At 70.5% G+C, this 26740-nt stretch carries 22 protein-coding genes; 6 read left to right on the forward strand and 16 right to left on the reverse strand.

The window, feature by feature from the left end:
- Window positions 1-23: 23 nt before the first annotated feature.
- The 3 genes from G6O54_RS13450 to G6O54_RS13460 form a co-directional block, all read right to left on the reverse strand.
- Window positions 24-827 carry a succinate dehydrogenase/fumarate reductase iron-sulfur subunit gene (locus G6O54_RS13450; protein WP_205678772.1) on the reverse strand — a complete coding sequence of 268 codons (804 nt, stop codon included), beginning with the start codon at window positions 825-827 and terminating at the stop codon, window positions 24-26.
- Between the two features lie 110 nt (window positions 828-937).
- Complete coding sequence (locus G6O54_RS13455; protein WP_165226091.1) at window positions 938-2851, reverse strand: fumarate reductase/succinate dehydrogenase flavoprotein subunit; 1914 nt, start codon at window positions 2849-2851, stop codon at window positions 938-940.
- A gap of 38 nt (window positions 2852-2889) precedes the next feature.
- Window positions 2890-3591 (reverse strand): succinate dehydrogenase cytochrome b subunit, encoded by a 702-nt coding sequence (locus G6O54_RS13460; protein ID WP_165226093.1) that lies wholly within the window; start codon window positions 3589-3591, stop codon window positions 2890-2892.
- Between the two features lie 402 nt (window positions 3592-3993).
- Between G6O54_RS13460 and G6O54_RS13465 the strand changes: the two genes are divergently transcribed.
- Window positions 3994-4134 (forward strand): hypothetical protein, encoded by a 141-nt coding sequence (locus G6O54_RS13465; protein WP_165226095.1) that lies wholly within the window; start codon window positions 3994-3996, stop codon window positions 4132-4134.
- Window positions 4135-4143: 9 nt separating this feature from the next.
- Here G6O54_RS13465 and G6O54_RS13470 read toward each other — a convergent pair whose 3' ends face one another.
- Complete coding sequence (locus tag G6O54_RS13470; RefSeq protein ID WP_165226097.1) at window positions 4144-4653, reverse strand: hypothetical protein; 510 nt, start codon at window positions 4651-4653, stop codon at window positions 4144-4146.
- 177 nt (window positions 4654-4830) lie between these two features.
- Window positions 4831-5175: a hypothetical protein gene (locus G6O54_RS13475; RefSeq protein WP_165226099.1), complete on the reverse strand. Its 345-nt coding sequence runs from the start codon at window positions 5173-5175 to the stop codon at window positions 4831-4833.
- A 109-nt stretch (window positions 5176-5284) separates the two neighbouring features.
- On the opposite strand from G6O54_RS13475, the gene G6O54_RS13480 reads away from it, so the two are divergent.
- A complete protein-coding gene (locus tag G6O54_RS13480; RefSeq protein WP_165226101.1) occupies window positions 5285-5578 on the forward strand; it encodes a UPF0175 family protein in 294 nt (97 codons plus the stop codon).
- 215 nt (window positions 5579-5793) lie between these two features.
- On the opposite strand, the gene G6O54_RS13485 is transcribed toward G6O54_RS13480, so the two are convergent.
- The 7 genes from G6O54_RS13485 to G6O54_RS13515 all read right to left on the reverse strand — a co-directional run bounded on the left by G6O54_RS13485 (window position 5794) and on the right by G6O54_RS13515 (window position 10914).
- Complete coding sequence (locus G6O54_RS13485; RefSeq protein WP_165226103.1) at window positions 5794-6021, reverse strand: hypothetical protein; 228 nt, start codon at window positions 6019-6021, stop codon at window positions 5794-5796.
- Window positions 6018-6191 carry a hypothetical protein gene (locus G6O54_RS13490; RefSeq protein WP_165226105.1) on the reverse strand — a complete coding sequence of 58 codons (174 nt, stop codon included), beginning with the start codon at window positions 6189-6191 and terminating at the stop codon, window positions 6018-6020. The genes G6O54_RS13485 and G6O54_RS13490 overlap by 4 nt, the downstream gene beginning before the upstream one ends.
- A 130-nt stretch (window positions 6192-6321) precedes the next feature.
- Window positions 6322-6849 carry a hypothetical protein gene (locus G6O54_RS13495; RefSeq protein WP_165226107.1) on the reverse strand — a complete coding sequence of 176 codons (528 nt, stop codon included), beginning with the start codon at window positions 6847-6849 and terminating at the stop codon, window positions 6322-6324.
- Between the two features lie 11 nt (window positions 6850-6860).
- Window positions 6861-7958 carry a sulfate/molybdate ABC transporter ATP-binding protein gene (locus G6O54_RS13500; protein ID WP_165226185.1) on the reverse strand — a complete coding sequence of 366 codons (1098 nt, stop codon included), beginning with the start codon at window positions 7956-7958 and terminating at the stop codon, window positions 6861-6863.
- Between the two features lie 161 nt (window positions 7959-8119).
- The gene (locus G6O54_RS13505; RefSeq protein WP_165226109.1) at window positions 8120-9007 is read right to left on the reverse strand and encodes a sulfate ABC transporter permease; all 888 of its coding nucleotides are present in this window, start codon (window positions 9005-9007) and stop codon (window positions 8120-8122) included.
- Window positions 8997-9836, reverse strand: coding sequence for a sulfate ABC transporter permease subunit CysT (gene cysT, locus G6O54_RS13510; protein ID WP_165226111.1), 840 nt, complete (start codon window positions 9834-9836; stop codon window positions 8997-8999). The genes G6O54_RS13505 and cysT overlap by 11 nt, the downstream gene beginning before the upstream one ends.
- Window positions 9837-9840: 4 nt before the next feature.
- Window positions 9841-10914, reverse strand: coding sequence for a sulfate ABC transporter substrate-binding protein (locus tag G6O54_RS13515; protein ID WP_205678773.1), 1074 nt, complete (start codon window positions 10912-10914; stop codon window positions 9841-9843).
- Window positions 10915-11276: 362 nt separating this feature from the next.
- Here G6O54_RS13515 and G6O54_RS13520 point away from each other — a divergent pair, with 362 nt between their 5' ends.
- Both G6O54_RS13520 and G6O54_RS13525 read left to right on the forward strand, forming a co-directional pair.
- On the forward strand, window positions 11277-12890 hold the full coding sequence (locus G6O54_RS13520; RefSeq protein WP_165226113.1) for a sigma-54 interaction domain-containing protein: 1614 nt from the start codon (window positions 11277-11279) through the stop codon (window positions 12888-12890).
- A gap of 215 nt (window positions 12891-13105) precedes the next feature.
- On the forward strand, window positions 13106-14383 hold the full coding sequence (locus G6O54_RS13525) for a hypothetical protein (protein WP_165226115.1): 1278 nt from the start codon (window positions 13106-13108) through the stop codon (window positions 14381-14383).
- 151 nt (window positions 14384-14534) lie between these two features.
- On the opposite strand, the gene G6O54_RS13530 is transcribed toward G6O54_RS13525, so the two are convergent.
- The 4 genes from G6O54_RS13530 to G6O54_RS13545 all read right to left on the reverse strand — a co-directional run bounded on the left by G6O54_RS13530 (window position 14535) and on the right by G6O54_RS13545 (window position 22843).
- Window positions 14535-17483: a serine/threonine-protein kinase gene (locus G6O54_RS13530; protein WP_165226117.1), complete on the reverse strand. Its 2949-nt coding sequence runs from the start codon at window positions 17481-17483 to the stop codon at window positions 14535-14537.
- Between the two features lie 157 nt (window positions 17484-17640).
- On the reverse strand, window positions 17641-19107 hold the full coding sequence (locus G6O54_RS13535; protein WP_250846873.1) for an ankyrin repeat domain-containing protein: 1467 nt from the start codon (window positions 19105-19107) through the stop codon (window positions 17641-17643).
- A complete protein-coding gene (locus G6O54_RS13540) occupies window positions 19104-20450 on the reverse strand; it encodes a DUF1552 domain-containing protein (RefSeq protein ID WP_165226119.1) in 1347 nt (448 codons plus the stop codon). Before G6O54_RS13540 ends, G6O54_RS13535 begins: the two co-directional genes overlap by 4 nt.
- Complete coding sequence (locus G6O54_RS13545) at window positions 20447-22843, reverse strand: DUF1592 domain-containing protein (RefSeq protein WP_165226121.1); 2397 nt, start codon at window positions 22841-22843, stop codon at window positions 20447-20449. The genes G6O54_RS13540 and G6O54_RS13545 overlap by 4 nt, the downstream gene beginning before the upstream one ends.
- Window positions 22844-23133: 290 nt before the next feature.
- Between G6O54_RS13545 and G6O54_RS13550 the strand changes: the two genes are divergently transcribed.
- Together G6O54_RS13550 and G6O54_RS13555 are read left to right on the forward strand one after the other, a co-directional pair.
- Complete coding sequence (locus G6O54_RS13550; RefSeq protein WP_165226123.1) at window positions 23134-24543, forward strand: urea ABC transporter substrate-binding protein; 1410 nt, start codon at window positions 23134-23136, stop codon at window positions 24541-24543.
- A gap of 43 nt (window positions 24544-24586) precedes the next feature.
- On the forward strand, window positions 24587-26641 hold the full coding sequence (locus tag G6O54_RS13555) for a methyl-accepting chemotaxis protein (RefSeq protein ID WP_250846874.1): 2055 nt from the start codon (window positions 24587-24589) through the stop codon (window positions 26639-26641).
- Window positions 26642-26740: the final 99 nt, after the last annotated feature.

A 26740-nucleotide genomic window follows, 5' to 3' on the forward strand; every position in this document is an offset into this window, starting at 1 on the left:
TGTCGTCGGATCGGACCTACACCTCAGCCGGCTCCGCCCACGGCGTCGACCTTCTCCTTCATGCGGAGGGTGGCTCCGAAGTAGTCGCGGTTGAGGCGGGCGATGTGCTCGAGCTTGATCTGCTTGGGGCAGACGGCCTCGCACTCGCCGTGGTTGGTGCAGGAGCCGAAGCCCTCGAAGTCCATCTGGTCGATCATCGCGGTGGCCCGGCTGTACTTCTCCGGCGCGCCCTGGGGCAGCGCGTTGAGGTGGCCGACCTTGGCGGAGACGAACAGCATGGCCGAGGCGTTCGGGCAGGCGGCCACGCAGGCGCCGCAGCCGATGCAGGCGGCGGCGTCCATGGAGCGCTCGGCGTCCGGCTTGGGGACGGGCATGTCGTTGGCCTCCGGCGCGTTGCCGGTCCGGACCGAGACGAAGCCCCCCGCGGCGATGATCCGGTCGAAGGCCGAGCGGTCGACCATCAGGTCCTTGATCACGGGGAAGGCCCCGGACCGCCACGGCTCGACGGTGAGCACGTCGCCGTCCTTGAAGCTCCGCATGTGGAGCTGGCACGTCGTGGTCGCCCGCCGCGGCCCGTGGGCGTCGCCGTTGATCACCACGCCGCACTGGCCGCAGATCCCCTCGCGGCAGTCGTGGTCGAAGGCGATCGGCTCCTTGTTGTCCAGGATCAGGGCCTCGTTGACCACGTCGAGCATCTCGAGGAACGACATGTCCGTGCTGATGCCGGGCGCCTTGTAGGTCTCGAATCGCCCGGCGGACTTGCGGTCCTTCTGGCGCCAGACGTTGAGCGTCAGGTTGATCTTCCTCTCCTCGCCACTCCCGCCCATGGTTCGCTCTCTCCGCGTGAAATATGTCGATCGGTGCGCCCGGGGCCCGCCGCGATGGTGCCGTGAGGACGGCGGCGGCCCGCCGGGGCTCGCGATGCGATGCGATGCGATTACTTGTAGCTACGCGTCTGCAGGTGGACGTTCTCGAACTCGAGCGGCTCGATGTGCCGGATCGGCGGGCTGTTGTCGCCGGTGTACTCCCAGGCGGCCACGTGGCAGAAGTCCTGGTCGTTGCGCTGGGCCTCGCCGTCGGGGGCCTGGTACTCGGTGCGGAAGTGGGCCCCGCAGGACTCCCGGCGCTCCAGGGCGTCGCGGCAGATCAGCTCGCCCAGCTCCAGGAAGTCGGCGACGCGGCCGGCCTTCTCCAGCGACTGGTTGACCGTCGCGTTCTCCCCCAGGACCCGGACGTCCTTCCAGAACCGCTCGCGGAGCTCCGGGATGGCCTGGAGGGCGTGCTTCAGGCTGGCGTCGTTGCGGGCCATGCCGCAGTCGTTCCAGAGGATCTTGCCGAGCTCGCGGTGGAAGTCGTCCACCGTCCGCGTCCCCTTGATCGAGAGCAGCGTCTTCATCCGGTCGGTCACCCACGCCTCGGACGTCTTGAACGCCGAGTGGTCGGTGCCGATCTTGTCGAACTTGTTGGAGCCGAAGTAGTTCCCCAGGGTGTAGGGGATGACGAAGTAGCCGTCGGCCAGGCCCTGCATCAGGGCGCTCGCGCCCAGGCGGTTGGCCCCGTGGTCGGAGAAGTTCGCCTCCCCCAGGACGAAGCAGCCGGGGATGGTGCTCATCAGGTGGTAGTCCACCCAGAGGCCGCCCATCGTGTAGTGGATGGCCGGGTAGATCCGCATCGGCACCTTGTACGGGTCTTCATCGGTGATCCGCTCGTACATCTCGAAGAGATTGCCGTAGCGTTCGCCGATGGTCTCCTTGCCCAGGCGGCCGATGGCGTCGGCGAAGTCCAGGTAGACGCCCAGCCCGGTCTTGCCCACGCCGCGGCCCTCGTCGCAGACCTCCTTGGCGGCCCGGGAGGAGATGTCGCGGGGGGAGAGGTTGCCGAAGCTCGGGTACTTCCGCTCCAGGTAGTAGTCGCGCTCGTCCTCGGGGATATCCGCCGGGGCGCGGTGGTCCCCCTTCTTCTTGGGGACCCAGATGCGGCCGTCGTTGCGGAGCGACTCCGACATCAGCGTCAGCTTGCTCTGGTGGTCGCCCGTGACCGGGATGCAGGTCGGGTGGATCTGGGTGAAGCACGGGTTGGCGAAGGCCGCCCCCTTCTTGTAGGCCCGCCAGATGGCCGTGGTGTTGCAGCCCTTGGCGTAGGTGGCCAGGTAGAACGCCGTGCCGTAGCCGCCGGTGGCCAGGATCACCGCGTCGGCCACGTGGGACTCGATCGCGCCGGTCTCCATGTCGCGGGTGACGATGCCGCGGGCCCGGCCGTCGATGACGACGAGCTCCTGCATCTCGTGCCGCGGGTACATCTTGATGGCGCCCAAGCCCACCTGACGCTGGAGCGCCTGGTAGGCCCCCAGCAGGAGCTGCTGGCCGGTCTGGCCGCGGGCGTAGAACGTGCGGGAGACCTGGGCGCCGCCGAAGGACCGGTTGGCGAGCAGGCCGCCGTACTCGCGGGCGAAGGGGACGCCCTGGGCGACGCACTGGTCGATGATGTTGACCGAGACCTCGGCGAGCCGATAGACGTTCGCCTCGCGGGCCCGGAAGTCGCCCCCCTTCACGGTGTCGTAGAAGAGGCGGTAGATGCTGTCGCCGTCGTTCTGGTAGTTCTTGGCGGCGTTGATGCCGCCCTGGGCGGCGATCGAGTGGGCTCGCCTCGGGCTGTCCTGGTAGCAGAAGCAGGAGACCTGGTAGCCGAGCTCCGCCAGCGACGCCGCCGCCGAGCCGCCGGCCAGGCCGGTCCCGACGACGATCACGGAGTACTTCCGCTTGTTCGCCGGGTTGATGAGCTTCATGTCGAACTTGTGCTTGGTCCACTTCGTCTCGATCGGCCCGGGGGGGACGTTCGATTTGAGTTCCACGGGAGGCTCCAATCTTGGCTTATCTTCTCTTCTCTGGCTTACTTGACGACCCGGGCGAGGACGGCCAGCGGGACGGCGATGAATCCCAGCGTCACCAGCACGGTGAACACGGTGGCGACCCGCCGCCCCAGGGACTTGTTCTTGTCCTCGGGCAGGCCCAGCGTCTGGAAGAGGCTCCAGACCCCGTGCCAGAGGTGGAACGCCAGCATGACCATCGCCAGGATGTAGATGACGCCGACGATCCCCGAGAGCCCGGTCACGACGTTGTGATAGACGTCCCCTTCCACGAAGTCCGGGTGGACCGGCTTGCCCACGGTCAGGTGGAGCAGGTGGAAGATGATGAAGGCCAGCAGCAGCGGGCCGGTGATCTTCATCGACCGCGAGGCGTAGCTGGCCTCGCGGTAGACCCGCGACTGGTAGGCCTGCGGCCGGGCGATCTGGTTCTTCCGCGTCAGCGCGATGAAGGCGTAGATGTGCAGGCCGATGCAGGCCAGCAGGAAGGCCCGGACGGCCCAGAGGAGGGCGGGTTCCTTGTGCAGGAGGGCGCCGTAGGCGTTGATCGCCTCGGCCCCCGAGAAGACCTGGAGATTGCCCAGCATGTGGCCGAGCACGAACCCGGAGAGGACCACGCCGGACAGGGCCATGATCAGCTTCAGGCCGATGGAGGAGGTCAGCATCCTCGCCAGTCGGGTCCGTGGTGCCGGCCTCCGACTGGTCTGGATCGGGGCGACCGCGCTCATGGTAATATTGTTCCTATCTCTTCTATGTCGATGTTTCGACGATGACGAAACCCCCGGCCCGGGCGGATCGGGCGTCGAGGGAGGGGGGCCCGGATGGGCGCACCGCGAGCCGCCCTCCGCGCCGCGCCATACCGCGCCGCGCCGTCTTCGCGCGGCGGATGGGAGGGGGCCATCTCTCCAGATCATTCTAGGGGCACGCGGGGGCCCATACAACCGGGTGCCGGGGAAGGCGGGACTCTTGCAGCCGCGGGCCGCGGACGAGTCCTTGCCCATTCGCCCGGGGGCCGATAGGCTGCATTCATGAGAGTCGACGAGTTGAAAGCGGCTGTTCGAAGACTCCCGGCCGAGGGACTTCCCGATCGTTTCTTCACCGCAACCCAACGGGACCGATTGCGCGAGCTGATGGACGGGAAGGAAGTCGCCGCGAATGCAGGCCCGTCGCTGACCGAAGAGGAGCATGCCGAGCTGTCTCTGCTGATCGACGCCGAGGTCCACGCCGCGACGGCGCGGGCCGACTCGCTCCTGCGAGAACTCTCGCCATGAACCGGTATGTCAGGCGATACCGTCAGGCTCGGAAGTATGCTCGGCAAGGAATCGTACGACCTCATCCCTCAGGCTTTCCGCCGTGCCGTAATAGTCGAGGCACTCATACTCGTCGCTGAAGTTCGACGCCGCCCGCCGCTCGACTTCTGGGATGGTCGCCTCAATCGAGAAGATCCACAGAGAATTGACGACGAAATCGAGAGCCAGGTCATGGGCGACCAGGCGTGCCCGGAGGATGCCCAGGACGCGATGAGCTGCCGCCGTGAGGTTGGCCGGACCCGGGACTCGCTTAAGGAGGCGGGCCAATTCGTCCGAGGGTTGTCTCGTCGAGGTCGCAATGTCGATGACCTCGATCGGTGGATTCGCCATTTCGGCAATCGCTCGATCGGCCCATGAGATGACCTCGACGGGCTGAACGAGGCCCATCATCAGCCCCAGACAGAGGGATTCGGCCTCTTCTCGCAATGGTGGCATGATTCGAATAATTCTTGTGTCGCGGCTGCAAGAACGGTTGGGCAAGTCTCGCGTCGCCAGGTCACCCTTGGGTCTTCGTCTTCGGTGACCCTGGGGATCACATACTCCGAGTGCCGCGTTGGACCCGCCGCCCACCACGGCCACCCGGAGAGTCTGCGAGGGCGCAAGGAGTCTCAACATCCACCTTGGCCGTTCCGGACCATCCCTCGTCGTTCGGGCCCTCTACCCGTCGCAGTCCCTGTCCCACATCTCATCGGCCATGGCCTCGCACGGTGGCTTCGTGGCGGCAAACTTGCGTCGATACCAGGACGCGATCGCCCACCCGCCGAAGATCCCCGCGTAAGATCCGGCGAGGAAGACGACGCTGAGGATTCCCCTGCCGCGAGGTGTCAGGATCGTCTCGCCCCCCTTCCCCTGAAACCAGAGCACCCCCGGCGGGCCGATGCGGGCACACGAGTAGAGAAAACCCAGGATCGGGCCGGCCCACAGTCCGAGAATCGCGCCCCAGGCTGTTTCCTCCGGCGGAGACTTCGAGCAAATCCAACGGAGGATCCGGGATCTGGCCATCGGCGGCCTGCCGATCGTGCTGGAGGGACCGAGCGATCCGTCACCGCACCATCCCCATCATACCCCATGCGATGTGGTACGATGAAGGAGGCGAGAGGATGCACCTGAGATGGCGGCACAGATCGCGACGGAGGAAGGTATGAGCGTCATCTTCGAGATCCCCGAAGACATTGAGCGGCTGCTCCGCGCCAAGGGCCTGGACATCGCCGGCGACGCGAAGGTGAGCTTTCTCGTCCGGCTCTATCGCGAGGGGAAGATCCCTCAGGCTCGTCTCAGCCAGGCCCTGGACCTGGACCGATATGAGACCGACGACCTGCTCAGGCGTCACGGGATCGAATACGGGCAGACGCTCCAGGAGTTTCACGACGAGGTGGAAGCCCTGCGGGACGCTCGGGCATCATGATCGTTGTCGCGGATCCCGGCCCCCTCATCTACCTTCAGCTCGTGGGCGTGATCGAATGAAACGTCGCGATGGCGAGCGGAAGCGAGCGCTGGATCGCTGATCGACGCGCAGGGAAGTTGAGTCGTTGAGCTGCGTTGCTTCCCGCGGCTGTGCCTTCATTCCACCTGACGCGACCTGCCGGCGACTGCCCCAGGCAGGTTTGCGGGATCGCGATGTCAGGCGCCCTGGCGGCTGGCGGTCGCGGCGGCCTCGTCGTTGCGGCGGAACTGCCATACCGCTTCGAGCAACTCGTCATCATCGGCATCCCAGAGGCCGCGCCCGTGGAGATCCGAGCACAGCTCCCCGACCGCGGCCAGGAGCTGGCCGGCACGCATCTCGGGGATGATCTCGTTCAGTCCCTGGAGGGCGGCGAAGACCTCCGCCCGGGTCTCGCTGGCGTTCACAACCGATCCTTCACGCAAGGGGAACTGAACCGACTCCGGCGATACTGGCCGATGACCACGATCGGCACCGTCAGGCCGGGCGATAGCTTGGCGATTCGCGTGGCGTGGGTGACTCCATCGGTGGTCTCGAGGATACCGTCCGGATCCTCGTAGACGAGGATCGGAGGCATGCCGGTCGTCGATGCCCCGTGCCGCCGGATCTGCTGGTGCAGCTTCCACGGATCGGCACCGCTGGCCCGACTCGGCGGGAGCCGCAGTTTACCCGGGAGGACCGGCGCTTACAGGGTCCGGCGACAAATCTCACGGCGTGCCCCGCGGCCGATCGGGCAGCCCGAGCTGCTTCAGGAACTCCGGCGTGGGGGACGTGGCCCGCGACTCGTCCGGGATTCGAACCTCCGCCGTCCCTCCGCCCGCGATGTATCTCATGGCGGACGGCCCCCGGAGATCGTCGGGCCCAAGCCACCACAGCTCCCACGTCCCGTCCGAGCGTTGCGCCACGGCGCCGTACCGCCCGGCGAGCGGCCACTGCACGTGGCCGAACCGCTGACCTGATGGGGGGTTGCGATACCAGTTCTGACCGAGCTGAGAGGACTCCGTCCAGGCCAGCAGCTTGTCGAAGTACCAGTTGAATGCCCTCGGCCCGTCCGGACCATCCGCGATGAGGTAGATCTGGCGAAGTCCCGGCGGGACATTCCGCACGGTGACATCGACCCAGTCCGATGGCGCGACGAGCTCTCGGGCGCCATGAACCAGGGCGAGGACAACCGCCGCGACGGCCACCAGGGCCATCATCTGTCGCACGGTCAGGCGGATGCGGGGCAATCTCATGGCCGATGCGCTTAGAGTGCCGCGTCGGTCCCGCCGCCGACCGGCTGGAAGGTCCGGGAGTGGGGGTCGAAGATGTTGGCGACGCGGGGGACGACGAAGACGGCGTCGCCGGCGTGGAGGTTGAGGCCGGCGAGGCGGTCGCTCGGCAGCTCGAGCTGGATGCCGTGCGAGTCGTCGATCGTCAGGTCGAGCCGCGCGGCGCCGCCCAAAGGCGTGACGCGGGTGACGACGGCCCGCCAGGCGGGGCGGCCGTTGCGCTCGCGGTGGATCTCCATGTCGTGGGGGCGGACATAAATCTGGGCGTCGGCCGCGGCCTCGGCCCCGGCCAGCAGGAGCGGGTCGCCCGCGGTGACGTCCCGAGGCGGATCATGCGGCGCGATCGTCCCCAAGGGCAGGATATTCACCTGGCCCAGGAACGAGGCCACGAACGGGCTGTTGGGCCGCTCGTAAAGCTCCTGGGGCGAGCCGGCCTGCTGCACGCGTCCCTCGTTGAGGACGACCAACTGGTCGGAGACCTCGAACGCCTCGCGCTGGTCGTGGGTGACGAAGAGGCTCGTGACGTGGACCTCGTCGTGGAGCTTCCGGAGCCAGGCCCGGAGCTCGTCGCGGACCTTGGCGTCGAGCGCGCCGAAGGGCTCGTCCAGGAGCAGCACCTTGGGCCGCGGCGCGAGCGCCCGCGCCAGGGCCACCCGCTGGCGCTGGCCGCCGGAAAGCTGCGACGGCAGCCGCCGGGAATAGCCGGTGAGCTGGACCAGCTCGAGCAGCTCGTCGACGCGGGCCTTGATGTCGGCCTTCGGCAGCTTGCGGACCTTCAGGCCGAAGGCGATGTTGTCCCGCACGGTCATGTGGCGGAACAGGGCGTAGTGCTGGAAGACGAAGCCGACCCCGCGCTCCTGCACGGGCATCCTGGTGGCGTCCTCTCCGGTCAGGACCACGTGACCGGTGTCCGCCGTCTCCAGCCCCGCGATCATCCGCAGGATCGTGCTCTTGCCGGAGCCGGAGGGGCCCAGGAGCGCCACGAGCTGCCCGGCGGGCACCTCGAACGAGACGTCCTTCACGGCCTGGAACGCGCCGTAGCGCTTGGACAGGTTGCGGACCTCGATGGCCACCGCGGTCTCCTTCTGGGATGTCGGCTCGTACGGGAGGATCGTGGAGGAGAAGCCGCGGGCGTCGCGGGGCTCCCAGGTCATTGTCGCCGGGCGTGAAAGGCCGTGCGGCGTCCGGGCGGAGGACCGTCCCCGGGTCCTGGCCTTGATCAGGTTCGAGCCGATCATGAGCGATGCTCCTTGTCCTTGCCCCCCTCGAGGTGCTTGCGGACGTATTCCATGCCCACAAGGAGGACGAACGAGGCGGCCGCCAGGACGAGGCTGGCGGCGTAGGCCCCTTCGGGCCGGAAGCTCTCCACGCCCTGCTCGACGTAGAGCGTGGCCGTCTGGGTGTGGCCGATCACGTTGCCGGAGACCACGAGCACGGCGCCGAATTCGCCGAGCGACCGAGCGACCGTCAGGGTCACGCCATAGGCGACGCCCCAGCGGATCGACGGCAGCGTCACGCTCCAGAACGTCCGCCACCGCCCGGCGCCCAGCGTGTGGGCGGCCTGCTCGTATTCCTCGCCGAGCTCCCGGAGCACCGGGACGAGCTCGCGGACCACGAACGGGACGGTGACGAACATGGTCGCCAGGACCATGCCCGACACCGCGTAGACGACCCTCACGCCGTGCGGCTCGAGCCACCGCCCGAACCAGCCGTCGGGGCCATACAGGAGGATCAGCATCAGGCCGGCGACGATCGGCGAGATCGCGAACGGCATGTCGACCACGGAATCGGCCAGGGCCCGGCCCAGGAACCGCTGGCGGGTCAGCACCAGCGCGAAGGCCACGCCGAAGACCGTGTTGACCACGGTCGCGATCGCCGTGATCCCGATCGTCATGCCGAAGGCCCGGCGAACCTCGGGCAAGGCCAGGGCGTCGAAGAACGGCCTGAGCCCGCCGAGGAAGACCTGGCGGGCCAGGGCGATCGTCGGCACCAGGATCAGGATCGCGAACCAGCCGAGGACCGCCGTCAGCAGGAGCCGCCGGCCCCAGGCCCCGCGCGCGACGGGCTTCGGCGGCGCCATCGCGGCTTCGCGGTGCAGCCCCAGGCCCAGGTCACTCGCCATGGTCCTCGCCCTTCCTGCCCTGCAAGGCGTTGATCCCGACGAGGATGGTCAGCGAGCAGATCAGCAGGACCGCGGAGACGGCGAGCGCCCCGTGGCGGTTGCCGCTCTCGATCTCGCCGTAGATGTACAGGGGCGCGGTCTTGGTCAGGAGCGGGTGGTTGCCGGCGACCAGGATCACGCTGCCGAACTCGCCCAGGGCCCGGCTGAACGAGAGGGCCGAGCCGGTCACGATCGAGGGCCAGAGCGCCGGCAGGATGATCTTGCGGAAGGTCGTCCACGGCCCGGCGCCGAGGATCGTGGCCGCTTCCTCCTCGGCCCGGTCCAGCTCCATGAGGACCGGCTGGACGCTCCGGATCACGAACGGATAGGTGACGAAGAGGAGGGCCAGGACGACGCCCGGCTGGCGGTAGATCACCCCCCAGCCGAACTTGCCGAGCACCGTGCCGACGACGCTGGAGGGGCCATACAGGATGACGAGCATCACGCCGGTGACCACCGTGGGCACGGCGAACGGCAGGTCGATCAGGGCGTTGACGATCGTCCGGCCCGGGAAGTCGTAGCGGACGAGCACCCAGGCCGTGGCCGTCCCCGTGACGGCGTTGATCGCGACCATGATCGCCGCGGTCAGGAACGTGAGCTTGAGCGAATGCCAGGCGGTCGGGTCGGTCACGGCCTCCCAGAACGGGCGGAAGCCCGGCCGGGCGGCCTGGACGGCGAGCGCCAGCATCGGCAGGGCGACCATGATCGCCAGGTAGGAGAGGGTGCTCCAGCGGAGGATCAGGTCGGGCGTGGTGGCCCGTCGAGAGACGGTCGGGGCCTGGCTGGACATCGGCTCACTTCCCCTGGCCGCCGGCGGGACGCTCGGCGACGATGGTCGTCCAGAGGCCCTTCGCCCCGTAGAGCTCTCCCTCCACCCGGGCCCAGCCTCCAAGGTCGGCCATCGTGAACGGCGTCTTCGGCGCCGGCAGGTCGGCCTTCTTGACGTCCGGGCTCACCGGCCGGAAGCCGTAATCGGCGAAGATCTTCTGGCCCTCGGCGGACCGCAGGAACTCGACGAACGCCTCCACCAGCGCCCGGTTGCCGTGCCGATCCACCGAGCTGTCCACGATCGCCGCGGGGCTCTCGATCAGGAGCGTCGCGGGCGGGACCACATACTCTATCGGCTTTCCCTGCTTGCCGCGGAGAAGGATCTCGTTCTCGTACGTCACGACGGCGTCGCCCGTCTCACGCTCGGCAAAGTTCGCCATGCTCTGGCGGCCGGAAGGGTCCATGTTCACGACATTTGCCTGGACCTTCGCCACCAGGTCGCGGACCGACGGGTCGGCCGTCGCCTGCTCGATCGTCTGCCCGTCCTTGCGGGCCGCGATCGCCGCCCCTCCATAGATGGCGTTGATGTTCCAGCGCGCCCCGCCGGAGGTCTTCGGGTCGGGATAGAGGACCCCGACGCCCGGCCTCGCCAGGTCGGCCCAGTCCTTGATCCCCTTCGGATTTCCCCCCCGGACGCCGATCACCACCAGGCTGTTCGTCAGGATCCCCTTGTCCGCCCCGGCCGCCCAGTCGGACTTCACCTTGCCCGCCTTCACCAGGGTTTCCATGTCCCCGCTGTGCGAGAGCACGGCGAGATCGGCGTCAAACCCGGCCGCGATCGATCGGGCGGCGGCGCCGGAGGCCTGGTAGGACTCCTGGAAGTCCACGTCCTTGCCGGTCTTCTCCTTCCACTTCGCCTTGAAGGCGGGGATCAGGCCGTCGTGGAAGACCTCATTGACCACCGAATACGCGCCGATTTTCACGGTATCGCTATCGGCCCCGCCCGATCCGCCGCAGCCCGAAACCATCGTGCTCACGGCCAGGAACCCGGCCAGCAGGCGGACTGTCCCCACCATCGCTCGCAAATTGCGACCCCTCATCAATTTCCCCGCTCCATCCCGGGCTGGCCCATCCATCCTCGGCTTGCCTCGTCGCTCGAGGATGAGGAAGATCTCTTCCGAAAGAGCCGCACGATCGGAGCAAGATCGATGCCGCAAACCCCCCTCGGCGGGTCCCAGGCCGCCTTCCCCGTCCGATCTCCCGGGAAAACCCGGAAATCTGATCAGATTACTTGAGATTTCCACGCGCCGGGCTGGACAGCGCAGGACTTTGCCGTGATATTTCATGGGTAAGGCCGTGATATTTCACGGCGCCCGTGTTATTTCCTGGGATGGCGAGGCTCCCGCCGAGCCGCGTGGGGGCTCGGCTGGAGCCTCGCCCTCTCGGGGCGTGAGGTCGTGGAATGGCGAGTCCTTCGTTCCAGAGCGTGTTGCTGGAGGTCTGGCGCGAGGTCTGCCGGCACATCGCGATCGAGGAGTCGGTGACGCGGGTGACGCCGCTGCTGGTGGGGAGCCTGCCGGTGGACGAGCTGATCGTCCGGCAGGTGGACCCGGCGCGGGGCGTGGTGGAGACGGTGGCGATGGGGCTGGTCCGGCCGGGCCGGACGTCGCCCGGGATGAAGTCGGACTGCGCGGGCGACGACCTGGTGCGGCTGGTGGCGTGGTGCCGGTCGGGGACGATCAGGAGGGGGCTGGCGGCGGCCCTGCGGCCGGCCTTGCCCCGGCTCTTGCCTGAAGGACTGGAAGGCTCCTGCCTGGTGGCTCCGCTGGTCGCCGAGGATGGGCTGCTCGGGGCCCTGATCCTGGCCTCGCAGTCGCCCAGGGCCTTCGGCGAGGGGCACGAGACGCTGGCGGCGGAGCTCATCGACCCGTTCGCGGTGGCGCTCGAGAACGACCGGCGGGTCCGTGAGCTGGTGGCCCTGCGGGAGGCGGTGGAGGCGGAGAATCGGTCCCTGCTGTCGAGGCTGGGGCGGCATGACATCTCGGAGTCGATCATCGGGGCGGAGACGGGCCTGAAGGAGGTGATGGAGCACATCCAGCTCGTGGCGCCGGCCGATGCGCCCGTGCTGATCCTGGGGGAGACGGGCTCCGGCAAGGAGGTGGTGGCGCGGGCCATCCACGTCCGCTCGAGGCGGTCGGCCGGGCCGTTCCTGCGGGTGAACTGCGGGGCGATCCCGGCGGATCTCGTCGATTCGGAGCTGTTCGGGCACGAGCGGGGGAGCTTCACCGGGGCGGTGGCGGATCGCCGGGGGTGGTTCGAACGGGCCGACGGCGGGACGCTCTTCCTCGACGAATGCGGCGAGCTGCCGCTGGCGGCCCAGGTCCGGTTGCTCCGCATCCTCCAGGATGGCCAGTTCGAGCGGGTCGGGGGCGAGAAGCCGCGGCACGTGGACGTCCGGATCGTGGCGGCGACGAACCGCGACCTGGAACGCTCGGTGGGCCTGGGGGAATTCCGCCAGGACCTCTGGTATCGGCTGGCGGTCTTCCCGATCCATCTCCCCCCGCTGAGGGATCGCCTGCCGGACGTCCCCGCGCTGGCCTCGCACTTCGCGCTGCGGGCGGCCCGGCGGCTCGGCCTGCCGCCGCTGGTCGCCACGACGGAGGACATCGGCCTGCTGCTGGCCTATCCGTGGCCGGGGAACATCCGGGAGCTGGCGGCGGTGATCGAGCGGGCGGCGATCCTGGGCGAGGGCCGCCGGCTCGAGATCGCGCGGGCGCTCGGCGCCTCCGTCCGCCCGGCGTCCGGCCCGGCGGCGGTTCGCAGGGTGGCGGCCGCGGCGGGCCCGGACGTCGACCTGACCCTGGATCGGGCGGCGGCACGGCACATCGAGAGGGTCCTGGCCCGGACCGAGGGCCGCATCGAAGGGCCCGGCGGCGCCGCGGATCGCCTGGGGGTCAATCCCCACACCCTCCGCTCGCGGATGCGCAAGCTCGGGATCGACTGGGACCGGTATCGCCCGGGCTCTCCGCGCCGCGACCCGCCGCCGGGTTCACCTGGCGCCGGCGCGGGTGTATGATGATCTCGTGGTGCTCAACCCCCCGGGCCCGGAGCCACCCGGTCGATCCCACCCTCCAAAAACCCGTAAATATTTATGCATTCCTAAAAAGCGTTCACGCAGTCCCATGCGTCGGCCCCGGGCCGGCGTGCCGGACGGGCGGCGGCAGGCCGCCCCACGGCCCCCCCCTCCCCGGCGCGACCCTCCTCATGGTAAAGCCTGAAACGAGACCGAACATGACTCCATCCCTGGAACGGCTGGCGGAGTTAGTCCGCCAGGCCGAGGCGAAGACCCGCGCGAGGAAGATTGAGGGCGAGATCCAGCAGGCCGCGGACCAGTTCCGCGCGACCGAGTTGCGGGCCCGGCACGCCGTCGAGCGGCTGCGGACGGCCCGCCCGGCGAGCCTCAAGGCGCTCGAGCAGGCGGACGCCGATGAGCAGCTCCTGAAGGACCTGGTCCGGAAGCTCGCCCAGTTCAAGTCGTCGCTCGAATCGCAGGGCGACGCCGAGCAATTGATCTCCACCTCGCAGGCCGAGATCGAGCGGATCCGCAAGCAGTCCCGGGCCGACCTCGAGGAGATCGCCCGCGAGGTGGACGAGGCCCGCCGCGAGCTGCGGACGGCCCTGGACCAGTATCGCCAGCTCCGCAAGGAGCTCGACCGCCTGCTGCCGGAGCTGGCGGAGCGGTTCGCCGCGGAGGACCGCCTGCTCTGGGATGCGGAGAGCCACTTCCCCGGCGGCCAGCTCCAGCTCCTGGCCCACGAGGTGGACGCCGGCCTGAACGCGTACGCGAACCTCGGCAAGCTCGAGCAGTACGCCCGCCTCAAGGTCTGGATCGGCCGCTTCCGCTGCTACCAGGCGGCCCACGAGCGGGACAATGACACCACCGAGGAGCTCCAGACGCTGGGGCACCGGGTCTTCCACCAGTTGAAGTGGATGTCCCGCCAGTACGAGCCCGGCTACATCGAGGCCTTCCGCCAGGACTTCTCCACCGACTGGAACGCCTACGTCGCCGAGGCCCAGGACCAGCTCGTCCAGGCCATCGAGGCGGGCCGCCGCAACCGCGATGCGGCCGCCACCAGCGGCCCGTCGGCCGGCGGGACGGCCGCGACCCCGTCGACGACCGCCGCGGCCGCGGCGTCGGCATCGGCATCGGCCCCCACCCCTGCCCCCGCGGAGGCGCCGGCGTCGCGGGCCGCGGCACCGGCCGCATCCGCATCCTCGTCCTCCTCCTCCGCGACGGCCGTCGCCACCACGTCGCGGGGCCTGACCGATCTGAAGCAGTTCATGACCCGGGCGCACCTCCCCGAGGAGGGGCTGGACCGGTTCCTGGACCTCCTCGATCGGGCCGCCGCCGAGACGGGGTCTAACGACGTGGACCTGCTCCGCCTGGCCTATCCCTACCGGCGCTACATCGCCGGCGCGCCCCGGCTGGACGCCATCCGCCGCAATCTCGATCGCGCCCACGCCGGCAACGGAGCCAGCAGCGGGTCCCGGCACGCGTCGCCGAACTGAGGGCCGGACGCCTGATCCGTGCGGGGAGCAACACCGGGCGGGCCCGCGAAGGACCCGGCCCGGTCGTCGCCCGGCGATCCTTGCCGTGGCCTGGCATGGGGGGACGACCTCGGCAGGGGGCGGTTGCGTCCCCACGTTGAGCCCCGCGGGTTCACGGCGCGAACGGGCGTGCCGGAAAGCCCGGCGCCAGCAGGCCCGCCAGGAAGTCGCGGAAGTCGGGGCGGGAACGGAGGGGATGCAGGTCGTCGTCGGCGAGGTAAGTATCAACATTCGTGAATCCGGACGCCGCGGCGGCCCGGAGCGACGCGACGGCCCGGCCGGCCCGGGCTTCGATCTCCCGGCCTTCGGCCGCGGTCGGGTGCACGGGGTCGGCGGCGACGAGCGGCAGGCCCAGGGCGGTGTTGCAGGCGGCGTTGTAGTGGCGGGCTGGGAATCGGCCGGTCGCCTCGGCCAGGAGGCCGGCGGCCCGGTCGAAGGCGGCGAGGGCCTCCCTCCGGCGCCCGGCCGTCGCGTCCAGCCTCCCGGTGACGTTCCAGGCCTGGGAGAGGGCGTCGCGGTATTCGAGGTCGCCGGGGTGCTCGCGAGCCAGGCCTTCGAACAGGTCGCGTGCCGCGGCGGCGTGCCGCGCGGCGACGTCCGGGCGGCCGCTCCGCCGCTCGAGATTGGCCAGGATGTTGTCGATCGACCCCTCGGAGGCCCGGTACTCGACCGCCCGCGGATTCTCCCGGACGAGCCCGGTGATCAGGTCGCGTGCGCGGCCGAGATGCCGCCGCGCCGGCTCGAGGTCGAACGAGTCGAAGTCGAGGCGGCCCAGGTCGTCCAGGGCGGTGACCAGCGTCAGGGTGTCGCGGGCCGCCTCGGGGCGATCGCGGTGCAGCCCCTCCAGGATCTCGACGGCGCGCTCCATCGCCGAGCGGGCCGCGGAATCCGGCCCGGCTTGCTTGTAGAGGAGCGCCAGGTTGATGAGCATCCGGGCCAGCCCGAAGCGGAGAGGCCGGTCGCCGGGAGTCCTGCGCGCCAGCTCCTCGCGGATCGAGATCCCTCGGAGGATCAGCGGCAGCCCCGCCCCGGCCCGGCCCTCGAACTGGCTGAGCGAGCCGAGGTTGGCGTATGCCCCGGCGAGCACGTCCCGCACCCGGTCGCCGCCGCGATCCCCGATCGCCTCGAGGATCGAGATGGCACGCTCGGTGAGCTGCCTCGAGCGGGCCAGGTCGGAGCGGCTATCCAGGAGGGCCACGCCCAGGCGGTCCAGGTCCAGGGCCAGCGCGAGTCGGGCCTGCCGCCCTTCCTCATCGTCTCCAACTCCCGGGCTCCCCCGCTCGCTCGCGAGCGATTCGCGGAGGCGGACGGCCGCCTCGTATTCGGCCACGACCTCCTCGCCCCGGCCCAGGAGCTGGGCGATCCCGGCCAGCCTGGAATGGGTCTCGGCGAGGTCGGCGCGGACCGAGGGATCCTGGCCCCGATCGAGGACGAACTCCTCGTAGAAGCCGCGGGCGGAGGAGAGCAGGTCCTTGCGGAGCGCCTGGAGGCCGGGGACGTCCAGCAGGACCTCCTGGCTGACCCGCGTGAACGAATCATCCACGGCGCGTCGGGCGCGCCGGAATTCTTGCTCGGCCCGGTCGTGCTCGCGGCGGGCCAGGTCGCGGTCGGCGACGGCGACGGCCCGCTCCGCGTTGATGGCCGAGGCGCCGATCGCCAGCCCGATGACCGTGGCGATCAGGACCGCCGAGGCCGCCGTGACGAGGGTGCCGTGCCGTCGTCGCCAGCGTGCCAGGCGTGCCGACCACGGCTCGTGATGGGCGGAGACCGGCTCGTCGGCGAGCCACCGCTCCAGGTCGTCGGCCAGGGCCAGGGCGGATTCATAGCGGTCTTCCGGGCGGAGGGCCATCGCCTTCGCGCCGATCGCCGCCAGCGCCGGCGGGACGTCCGTCCGGACCGACCGGATCGGGACGACCTCGCCGCGGCGGGCTCGGCCCAGCAGGACGACGGGAGACTGCCCCTCGCCCAGCGGCATCCGGCCGGTCAGGAGGACGTAGAGGATGGCCCCCAGGCCGTAGACGTCCGTCGCCGGCCCGATCCGGCTCGAGGCGCCGCTGGCCTGCTCCGGGCTCATGAAGGCCGGCGTGCCGGAGAGGGCGCCCTCGGCCGTCTCCGAGGCCCCCGAGGTTGAGGCGATCAGGGGGCCCTCGGGGTCTTCCGCGGGCCGGTCCCCGGGCGACTCCGCGCCGCGGGCCCGCGCCAGGCCCCAATCGACGATCAGGGTCTCGCCGAAGCCGCCGAGCATGACGTTGCTCGGCTTCAGGTCCCGATGCAGCACGCCCCGGCTGTGGGCGTAGGCGATCGCCTGGCAGGCGTCGATCAGCCGGCCGATCAGCTTCCGGAGGCCGAGCGTCCGCCCATGGGGAGGGAGGTCGGCCCGGTGGAAGGCGTCGATCGCCGCCTGGAAGGTCTCCCCGCGGACCAACCGCATCGCGTAGAAGGGCCGCCCATCCGCGTCCGCGCCCAGGCTGTAGACGGGCACGATGCCCGGATGCTCGAGCCGGCCGGTGACCTCGGCCTCGACGAGGAACCGCGCCCGGTGGTCGGCCCGGCCGGCGTAGCGGGGCTGGAGTCGCTTGAGCGCCACCTCGCGATTCAGCTCCTCGTCGCGGGCGACGAAGACCTCGCCGTGGCCGCCCCGCGCGTGCAGCCGCAGCGCCCGAAATCTCCCCTCCCCGTCCGACGCGCGGGCCGCCCCCTGCCCTTCCGCCTCCGGGCCGGGATCCCCATCGTCCCGGCCGGTCAACCCGGCCCGCCGGCGGGCGATCGACGCCATCCCGCTGGCGATGGCCGAGTCCCACCCGGACCAGTTCGCGATGGCGTCGAACCCGGACAGGACGCCGCCAGCATCCCCCCCCCTCGCCACCAGGCTCGACTCGGCGAGGTGCTCCAGCGCCGAGCGATCCGACTCCTCCAGATCTCCCCTCTCGACGAGGACGTCACCCAGCGGCCGCCCCCCCTGTTCCGCCATCGCCGTCGTCACGCCCTCGGCCGACGCCAGCCCCGTCCGCATCGCCAGCTCGGCCAGGATCCGGTCTCGGTCGATCGCGGTCGTCGCCACGGAGTGGACTCCTGCTCGGGAGGATCGGCGCAGCCAGGGGGCGGGGCGCGATGAAGGGGCTCATGATGGCATTTCAGGCCGATCCCGTCGATGCCTAACTAGACAAAAGCGGCCCGGAGCCGGGGACCGGAGGGTTCGATCGGCGGCCGTCGGTCGCTCATCCTTCGCGGCTCGCCCGGGCATCCGTCGATGGCAGGGCGCGGCGGAGGGCGTCCAGGGTCTCGGGGGACGGCTTGAAGTTGCCCGGGCGGTGGCCCTCCGCGATCGAGAGCGGCGTCCAGTGGTGGGCGTTGGGACGGTTCCAGACCGCGGGCTTCGCGCCGCGGGCGGCGAGGAGGGAGACCACGCGGGGGAAGTTCTTGTAGGCGGCGCCGTGCATCGGGGTCTCGCCGTCGCGGTCGACGGCGTTGATGTCGTTGCCGAGCGCCAGCAGGATCTCGACGGCCTCGATGGCCTCGTCCTCGGTGCCGGCCTCCTCGTCGGGGGCCAGGCAGCCGAGGCCGGCGGCGGCCATCAGCGGGGTGCTGCCGCGGTCGTTGGGCATCCGGGGATCGGCGCCGAGGCGGAGCAATTCCTTCATGTAGGGGACGTCCGCGGTCATGCAGGCGAGCAGGAACGGGGTGGCCCCGGCGCGGCCGAGGACCCCCGCGCCGGACGCCCCGCGCCGCAGCCGCGCGTTGACGTCGGCGCCGTGCTTCGCCAGGACGCCGACGAGCTCCAGGCTGGTCAGCCTGCCGGAGCCGATGGGGGGCGGGTCGCCGGAGGCGTCGTCGCCCCGAGGGGGCTTGCGCACCCAGGTAAGCATGTGAAGTGGCGTGAATCCGGATCGCTGGTCGTTCGGGTCGGCGCCGGCGTCCAGGAGCATCGCGGCCAGCTCGAAGTGGCCGTTCTCGACGGCCAGGATCAGGGGCGTGGTCCCCTTCGCCGGGGATCGGTCGTTCCCCCTCTCGCGAGGCTGCATGGGCTCGTTGACGTCGGCCCCGGCCTTCAGCAGCGCACGGGCGGCGCCGATGCGGCCCTCGCGGGCGGCGAAGGCCAGCGGCGTGAAGCCGGAGGCGAGCGGCGTGCGGAAATCGGCCTTCGCGGCCAGGAGGATCCGGACGACCGATTCGTGCCCCTCCGCGGCGGCCCACATCAGGGCCGTCTGCCCGCGTCGCTCCCTCGCGTTGACGTCGGCCCCGCGGTCGATCAGCGCCTTGACCGCTTCGGGCCGCCCCGCGCGGGCGGCGGTCATCAGCGGCGTCTCGCCGCCGCGGAGCGCGGCGTTGGGATCCGCGCCGGCGTCGAGCAACAGGGCGACGATCGCCGCATTGCCGTTCTCGGCCGCCAGGGAAAGCGGCGTGACGCCGTACCGGTTGGCGGCCTTCGCGTCCGCCCCGGCCCGGATCAGCAGGCCGGCGTTCTCGGTGTCGTCGCGACTCGCGGCCCAGTGCAGTGCCGTCATCCCGTCCGGCTGGGCGCGGTTCGGGTCCGCATGGCGATCGAGCAGGGCGCGGACGGCCGCCCCGTCGCCCCGCTCCATGGCGTCGGCCAGCGGGGCGTCGTCGTCGGCCGAGGCGGCGGGGGCGATCGCCGCCAGCATCAGCCCGACGATGGCCACCTCGATGCGTAGTCGCGTCATCATAGCGTGACGGGCTCGAAGAGGTCGTCGATCTTGCCGCGGCTGTCGGCGAAGGCGTCGAGCCGGACGCCGACCTTGTCGAGCAGGGTCAGGTGGAGGTTGGCCAGCGGGACGGGCCGGTCGAAGCGGATGTGCCGATTACCGCGCATCTTGCCGGCCGCCCCGCCGGCCACCAGGATGGGCAGGTTGGTGTGGTCGTGGACGTTCGGGTTGCCCATCCCGCTGCCGTAGAGGTAGAGCGAGTGGTCCAGGAGGCTGCCGGCCCCCTCGGGCGTGTCGGCGAGCTTCCGGAGGAAGTCGGCGAAGAGGCCGACGTGGAAGGCGTTGATCTTCGCCATCCTGGCGATCTTCGCCGGGTCGTTGCCGTGGTGGGTTAGCGGGTGGTGCGAGTCCGGGACGCCGATCTCCGGGTAGGTCCGGCCGCTCGTCTCGCGGGCGAGCTGGAAGGTGATCACGCGGGTGACGTCCCCCTGGAGGGCCAGGGCCTGGAGGTCGAACATCAACCGGGCGTGCTCCGCGTACGAGGCCGGCACGCCCGCCGGCCGGTCCAGGTCCGGCAGGGCGCCGTCCCTGGCGGCGAGCTCGGCCCGGTGAATCCGCCGCTCGACATCGCGGACGGTGTCCAGATACCGCCCCACGCGGTCCCGGTCCGCCGGCCCGAGCCGGCCGCGGAGCCGGGCCAGGTCGTCGGCCACGGCGTCCAGCAGGCTGGCCCGGCGCCGCAGCGCGGCGCGGCGGTCGGCGGCCGTGCCCCCCTCGCCGAAGAGCCTCTCGAAGACGATCCGCGGGTGGGCCTCCGCCGGCAAGGGCGTCGTCGGCGACGACCAGGAGAGGTTGTTCTGATAGACGCACGCATATCCGTTGTCGCACTGGCCGACCACCGAGAGCAGGTCCATCGCCATCTCGAGCGACGGCAGGGGCGTCTGCTCGCCCAGGGCCCGGGCGGCGACCTGGTCCACGGTCGTGCCCAGGTAGTAGTCCGTGCTCTCCGTGTGCTTCGCGCGGGCGGCGCTCAGGAAGGCGCTGTTGGACGTGGCATGGGTGCCGGGATAGGCGTTCCGCAGCTCCAGGTTGGAGATCGCCGCGACGTGCTGCCGGACCGGCTTCAGCGAGTCCAGGATCGGCGAGAGTTCGTCGAGCGAGTCCCCGGGCGGCGTCCACCGGGTGATGTCGCAGCCCATGGGCATGTAGACGAACCCCAGCCGCCGGAGCTTCGCCGGGCTCGCGGGCGTCGCCGCGGCGGCCGTCATGGCGGGGACCATGGCGTCCAGCAGCGGCAGCGAGACGGCCGCGCCCAGCCCCCGGAGGAACGTCCGCCGCGGCAGGGCCTTCTTGGTGACGATCATCGGGCGCTCCTCATCCGGAACGGCGTGCTGGTGGCGATGCCCACGATCAGGGACGACAGGCGGTAGCCGTCCGCGCGGGCGGCGCGGACGATCTGGCGGACGGCCGGCGCGTCCGACGGCCCGACGCCGCGGCCCAGCGCGAAGGTCAGCAGCTTCTCCGTCAGCGCCGTGGCGAGGACCTCGGGCCGCTCCACGAGGGCCCGCTCCAGGCCGGCGACGCCCTCGAACGATCGGCCGTCGGGCAGGCCGCCGGTCGCGTCGATCGGCCGGCCCTCCTCGGCGCCCCTCCAGCGGCCGACGGCGTCGTAGTTCTCCAGGGCGAACCCCGGCGGGTCCAGGATCGCGTGGCAGCCGGCGCAGGCGACGTCCGCGCGGTGCTCCGCCAGGCGGTCGCGGACCGAGAGGGACGCCGAGACGGTCTTATCCTTGAGCGCGGGGACGTTGTCCGGCTGCGGCGGCGGGGGCGTCCCCAGGAGGTTCTCCAGGATCCACTTGCCGCGGATCACGGGCGAGGTCCGCGTGGCATACGACGTGACCGTGAGGATGCTCCCCTGCCGGAGCAGGCCGCCCCGCATGGGGCCGGCCTCGGCCGCGTCCCGGCTCCCTCCCCCGGCGAGCTCGACGGGGCGGAAGCGGCTCCCCGCGACGTGGGGGATCCCGTAGTGCCGGGCGAGCCGCTCGTTGAGGTAGGTCCGTCCGGGCCGGATCAGCTCCTGGATGCTCCGGTCGCGGCGGAGGACGTCATCGAAGAGGAGCTCGGTCTCGCGGCGGAAGGCCTGGCGGAGGTTGTCGTCGAAGTCCGGGAAGAGGCGGAGGTCCGGCGTGATCGCGTCGAGGTTCCGCAGGTGCAGCCACTGGGCGGCGAAGTTCGTCGTCAGGCTCGACGACCTCGGGTCGGCGAGCATCCGCCGGGCCTGGGCGGCGACCGTCGCCGGCTCCGCGAGCCGGCCGGCCTCGGCCAGGTCCAGCAGCTCGTCGTCCGGCATGCTGCTCCAGAGGAAGAACGAGAGCCGCGAGGCGAGCGGGACGTCGGGCACGCGGTAGGCCGATCCCGGCGCGGCGCCCTGCGGGTCGGGCTCGATCCGGAAGAGGAACTCCGGGCTCACGAGCACGCCGGCCAGGGCCATCTCGATGCCGGCGTCGAAATCCCCTTCGGCGCGGGCGGTGCGGAAGAGCTCCATCGGCTTGCGGAAGTCGTCCTCGGCGACCGGCCGGCGGTAGGCCCTGCGCATCAGCGCGGCGAGGACGGCCCGGGCGCACGCCTCCTCGTCGTCCGGGCCGGCCGGCTCGCGGACGAGGAGGCGACGGCGGCTGGGGGTGTCGCCGTGCCCGCGGTCTTCCTGCGGACCCTCGAGCGTCACCTGGAAGAGGGCGGGCGTCCGACGCGGATGCCGGTGGGTGTTGAAGTGGGCCTGATAGGGCTGCCGCTTCGTCTCCATCAGGGAGGATGATTCCCGGGGGAAGGTCACGCCGAGCCGGTGCGGGCCGGCGGTCGCGCGGAAGCGGGCCTTCAGGTGGGCGTCGGCCGTCGCGTGGTCGCCCTCGGACCGGGGGGCCTTGATGGTGAAGAGCGCCTTCCGCTCGCGGTCCAGGAGGACCTCGATCTCGTGGTCCCGGTGCAGGCCCTCGACGTGCTCGTTGCGGTCGCGGGCGAGGCGGAGCTGGACCTCATAGTCGCCGTCGCGGGGGAGCGTGCACGCGAAGACGGCCCCGCCGCGGGTGCCCGGCGGCAGGCCCTCGACGTGCTCCTCCTGGGTGATGTCCGCGCGGACGCGGAAGGTCTGCACGTCGGGCGCCCGGCCCGGGCCGCCGACGGCCAGCCGGCTGATCCGCTGGGCCGCGGCGATGTATCGATCCAGGAGCGTCGGCGACAGGTCCCCCACGGTGATGTTGTCGAAGCCCCGGCTCGATTCGTCGGGCGGCAGCAGGGCCGCGGCATCGATCTCGACCGCCAGCAGGTCGCGGATCGCGGCCTGGTACTCGGCCCGATTGAGCCGCCGGAACGTGTCGGTCCGGCCGGGACGCGGGTGGGCCGTCGCCTCCCGGTCGAGCACGCCGACGATCGCATCGAGGGCGGCCTGATAGGACCGTTCCGAGGGACGCGCGGCGGATGGCGGGGGCATCTGGCGGGTCTCGAGCTTGCGGACGACCCGCTCCCAGTCCTTGGCGTCGCGGCCGATCTCGCGGACGTCCAGCGCGTCGATCGCCAGGCCTCCGGCGCGGTCCTCGCCGCCGTGGCACTCGACGCAGAAGCGGTCCATGAACCGGCCGAGATTGCCGCGATCGGCCGCCGCCGGCTCCTCGGACCCCACGGCCGATGCGGTCGCGGCCAGCGCGCAGGCCGCGAGCAAGACCGGCGGCGCGATCGGGCGGCGGGATCGCCATGGGCACATGAGGGGGCTCTCCGTCGGTTGAGGCCCGCGGACGGGAATCGGGCGGGCGAGGGGACGGATCGTCTCGGAGGCGTTCTGCAGACGACTCTAACGCATGGGGCGGCGTGACGCACGCAGGTTTTCGTTCGCCGGGGCGTACGTCCGTGGGATCAGGCCGTAGGTTGGCGCGGGTTAATCCGAGAAAATGGGGCAAGCTTTGCGGGCGACGGACGCCCCGGCAGCATGCGTGGGATATAATCGGGGCGCGGAGTCTGCGCGGAGGGATCGAGGGCGGTGATGCGGGGCGAGGCATGAAACGCTGGCTTGGCTGGATGATCGGGCTGGGGGTGTTGGCGCTGGCGGCGTGGTGGGGCTTGCCTTACCTGCTCTGGCGAGCCGAGCCGCCGATCAAGATCGGGCTGCTGCATTCGAAGACCGGCCCTCTGGAGATCAGCGAGAAGTCGCTGATCGACGCGGAGCTGCTGGCCATCGAGGACATCAACGCGGCGGGGGGCATCCTCGGGCGCCGGGTCGTGGCGGTGGAGGCCGACGGGCGTTCCGACCCGGCCACGTTCGCCAAGGAGGCCCTGCGGCTGATCGAGGGGGAGAAGGTCAGCGTCATCGTCGGCGGCCTGACCGGCCAGTGCCGCCGGTCCTTGCGCGACGTCGTCGCAGACAAGGGGCACCTATTGCTGTTCCCTTCGAATTATGAGGGCATGGACGTCTCTCCAAATGTCGTCTGCACGGGGCCGATCCTCAACCAGCAGGTGATCCCCGCGGTGACCTGGTGTTTCGAGAAGCTGAAGGCCCGCAAGTTCTTCCTGGCGGGCTCGCAGGACGTGCAGTCCTATTCCTCGAACGCCCTGGTCAAGGACCAGCTCCGGGCGATCGGCGCCCAGGCCGTGGGCGAGAAGTACGTCGGGATGGACGGCTCCGGCATGGAGGAGATGCTTAAGGCGATCAGGTCGTCCGGGCCGGACATGATCGTCAGCACGGTGCTCGGGGATGCGAACAAGGCGTTCTATCAGCAGCTCGCCGCGGCCGGGCTTCCGCCGTCGAAGCTGGCGGTGATCTCGTTCACGATCACGGAGGATGAGCTGCGGACGTTGCCGATCAAGGACATGGTGGGCGATTACACGGCGTGGAGCTACTTCCAGACGCTCGACAACGAGGAGAACCATAGGTTCGTGGAGCGGTTCCAGGCGAAGTACGGCAAGGAACGGATGTCCGGCGACACGGTCGTGGCCGCGTACAACGCAGTCCGGCTCTGGGCCCTGGCCGTGGACGAGGCGGGGACCGACGCCACGGACGAGGTGCGGAAGGCGATCCAGCGGGAGAGCCGAATCGCGCCGGAGGGGATCGTGTCGATCGACGCGGGGACTCAGCACACCTGGCGGCCCTTCCACGTCGGCAAGATCCGCGGCGACGGCCAGTTCGACATCGTCTGGAGCCTGGAGAAGCCGATCCGGCCCGTGCCTTTCCCCGCGTTCCGGACCCGGGCGGAGTGGTCCGAGTTCGTGGACAAGCTCTACACGACATGGGGCACCAAGGACTTCAACCCCCAGGCCCTGGGCGATCCGGCGGCCGGGCCGCCCGCGATGCTGGCGAGGCGTCCCGCGCCGCGGCCGGCGACCTCGGGGGTGTCGGCGGGGGGTGGGATTGCCCCCCCCGGCGGGCATCCAGCGGCGGGCACGCAACGGACCGGGACCTATCGGCGCTAGGGTGGTATTCCCCATGAACTGGAACTGGCTGTCTCGAGATCGCATGAGCATCAACGTCAGGCTGATGCTGTGGTTCCTGGCGATCTCGCTGATCCCGTGCATCGTCCTGACGCTGCTGAACAACGACCGGGCGGTGCGGTCGCTGGAGCGCTCGGTGCGGAGCCAGCTCCTGTCGGTCGGCGCGTCCAAGGTCACGCAGCTCGACAACTTCATCCGCAATCGCCGGGGCGACATCGCGGTAATTAGCCAGGCGCCCCGGACCACCCAGACGATCGAGGACCTGTCGGCGGCGATGGCAAAGGGCACGCTGACCGACGCGGTCCGGCAGGAGAAGGAGAAGCTCTTCCGGCAGTGGATCCTCGGCTACATGGAGGCCTACGGCTACGCCAATCTCTACCTCTTCGACGCCGACAGCCGGCTCCTGTACCGCACCAAGGCCGACCTGGACGTGGGGGACCGGCTGCTCTCGGGGCCGCTCAAGGACACCGAGTTCGCCGAAGTCTTCGAGCGGTCGCGGATGCTCCTCCAGTCCGAGGTCTCGGACTATCAGACCTACCCCGGCCTGAATGAGCCGGCGCTGTTCCTGGCCCAGCCCGTCCTCAAGGAGGGGACGGTGATCGGCGTGGTGGTGCTCCAGGTGGGCAACGGGGAGCTCTACCGGATCTTCAGCGACTTCAGCGGCCTGGGCGAGAAGGGCGAGACCGTGGCGGTGACCCGCAAGGGGGATCAGATGATCTTCGTCACCCCGACGCGGCACGACCCGAAGGCCGCCTTCACCCGCAAGATCCGGATGGGCGAGAACCGGTCCACCGCGGCCCAGAAGGCCGTCCAGGGGGACCGCGGCTATGGCCGGGCGATCGACTACCGCGACGAGCCCGTCCTGGCCGCGTGGACCTACGCCCCGGCCTTCCGCTGGGGCCTTCAGGTCAAGCAGGACCTGGATGAGGCGTACGAGTCGATCTACAGCCAGCGGCTGCTCAGCGGCCTGCTGCTGGCGCTGACCACCGCGGCCGTGGTGTGGGTCGCCTGGCGGGTCGCCCGCTCGATCGCCCGTCCCGTCCGCGAGGCCGCCCTGATCGCCGACCGCGTGGCCGATGGCGACCTGACGGCCGTCTGCGCCAACCTCAAGGCCCCCGGCGAGGCGGGCATCCTGCTCCAGGCGATCCGCAAGATGACCACGGACCTCCGGTCGCTCATCGGCCGGATCCAGAAGTCGAGCGTCGCGCTCATGTCCACCGCGACCGAGATCGCCGCGACGAGCAAGCAGCAGGAGCAGACCGTCTACGACTACGGCGCCTCCACCAACGAGGCGGCGGCGGCGGTCAACGAGATCTCGGCGACGAGCAAGCAATTGGTGGAGACCATGAGCGAGGTCAACCTGCTCGCACGCGAGGCCTCGCAGATGGCGGCGAGGGGGCAGGCGAGCCTCGGCGGCATGGACCAGACCATGCGGCAGCTCGCCGAGAGCACCGGCTCGATCGGCTCCAAGCTCTCGGTCATCAGCGAGCGGGCCGCCAACATCAACCTCGTGGTGACGACGATCACCAAGGTCGCCGACCAGACGAACCTGCTCTCCATCAACGCGGCCATCGAGGCGGAGAAGGCCGGCGAGTACGGCCTCGGCTTCCTGGTCGTCGCGCGGGAGATCCGGCGGCTGGCCGACCAGACGGCGGTGGCCACGCTGGACATCGAGCGGATGGTCAAGGAGATGCAGTACAGCGTCTCCGCGGGCGTGATGGAGATGGACAAGTTCAGCGAGCAGGTGCGGAACGTCGTCACCGACGTGCAGAAGATCGGCGGCCAGCTCGGCCAGATCATCGGCTCGGTCCAGGGCCTGGACGAGCGGTTCGACTCCGTGACCGAGGGGATGAAGGTGCAGTCCCAGGGGGCCGAGCAGATCCGCGAGGCCATGATGCGGCTGAGCGAGGGGGCCCAGCAGACCACGGTCTCGCTCCGCGAGTTCAACAAGGCCACCGACCACCTCCGCGAGGCCGTCGGCGGCCTGAAGGAGGAGGTCTCCCGATTCAGCGTCGGCCAGTCGGCCGAGGTGACCCCCGGGGCGGGGACGAGCGGCGCGTCTTTCCTCTCACGGGCTTGAGCCATGGGCGATCCACAAGGCGCGGGAGCGGCGGCCGGGTGGCTGTGGCGGAGCCGAAGGCGACGCCACGGGACCGCGGTGGCCCGCGCGCAAGGCGCC

The sequence above is a fragment of the Aquisphaera insulae genome (assembly GCF_011064615.1).
GTDB classification, from domain to species: Bacteria; Planctomycetota; Planctomycetia; order Isosphaerales; family Isosphaeraceae; genus Aquisphaera; species Aquisphaera insulae.

Bases quoted from the DNA above. Each gene is read 5' to 3' on its own strand.
- G6O54_RS13555 (WP_250846874.1), top strand. From the start codon at position 24,587: ATGAGCATCAACGTCAGGCTGATGCTGTGGTTCCTGGCGATCTCGCTG.
- G6O54_RS13460 (WP_165226093.1), bottom strand. From the start codon at position 3,591: ATGAGCGCGGTCGCCCCGATCCAGACCAGTCGGAGGCCGGCACCACGG.
- G6O54_RS13545 (WP_165226121.1), bottom strand. From the start codon at position 22,843: ATGTGCCCATGGCGATCCCGCCGCCCGATCGCGCCGCCGGTCTTGCTC.
- G6O54_RS13495 (WP_165226107.1), bottom strand. From the start codon at position 6,849: ATGAGATTGCCCCGCATCCGCCTGACCGTGCGACAGATGATGGCCCTG.
- G6O54_RS13520 (WP_165226113.1), top strand. From the start codon at position 11,277: ATGGCGAGTCCTTCGTTCCAGAGCGTGTTGCTGGAGGTCTGGCGCGAG.
- G6O54_RS13505 (WP_165226109.1), bottom strand. From the start codon at position 9,007: ATGGCGAGTGACCTGGGCCTGGGGCTGCACCGCGAAGCCGCGATGGCG.
- G6O54_RS13480 (WP_165226101.1), top strand. From the start codon at position 5,285: ATGGCGGCACAGATCGCGACGGAGGAAGGTATGAGCGTCATCTTCGAG.
- G6O54_RS13550 (WP_165226123.1), top strand. From the start codon at position 23,134: ATGAAACGCTGGCTTGGCTGGATGATCGGGCTGGGGGTGTTGGCGCTG.
- G6O54_RS13465 (WP_165226095.1), top strand. From the start codon at position 3,994: ATGGACGGGAAGGAAGTCGCCGCGAATGCAGGCCCGTCGCTGACCGAA.
- G6O54_RS13535 (WP_250846873.1), bottom strand. From the start codon at position 19,107: ATGATGACGCGACTACGCATCGAGGTGGCCATCGTCGGGCTGATGCTG.
- G6O54_RS13490 (WP_165226105.1), bottom strand. From the start codon at position 6,191: ATGCCTCCGATCCTCGTCTACGAGGATCCGGACGGTATCCTCGAGACC.
- G6O54_RS13540 (WP_165226119.1), bottom strand. From the start codon at position 20,450: ATGATCGTCACCAAGAAGGCCCTGCCGCGGCGGACGTTCCTCCGGGGG.
- G6O54_RS13475 (WP_165226099.1), bottom strand. From the start codon at position 5,175: ATGGCCAGATCCCGGATCCTCCGTTGGATTTGCTCGAAGTCTCCGCCG.
- G6O54_RS13515 (WP_205678773.1), bottom strand. From the start codon at position 10,914: ATGAGGGGTCGCAATTTGCGAGCGATGGTGGGGACAGTCCGCCTGCTG.
- cysT (WP_165226111.1), bottom strand. From the start codon at position 9,836: ATGTCCAGCCAGGCCCCGACCGTCTCTCGACGGGCCACCACGCCCGAC.
- G6O54_RS13525 (WP_165226115.1), top strand. From the start codon at position 13,106: ATGACTCCATCCCTGGAACGGCTGGCGGAGTTAGTCCGCCAGGCCGAG.
- G6O54_RS13450 (WP_205678772.1), bottom strand. From the start codon at position 827: ATGGGCGGGAGTGGCGAGGAGAGGAAGATCAACCTGACGCTCAACGTC.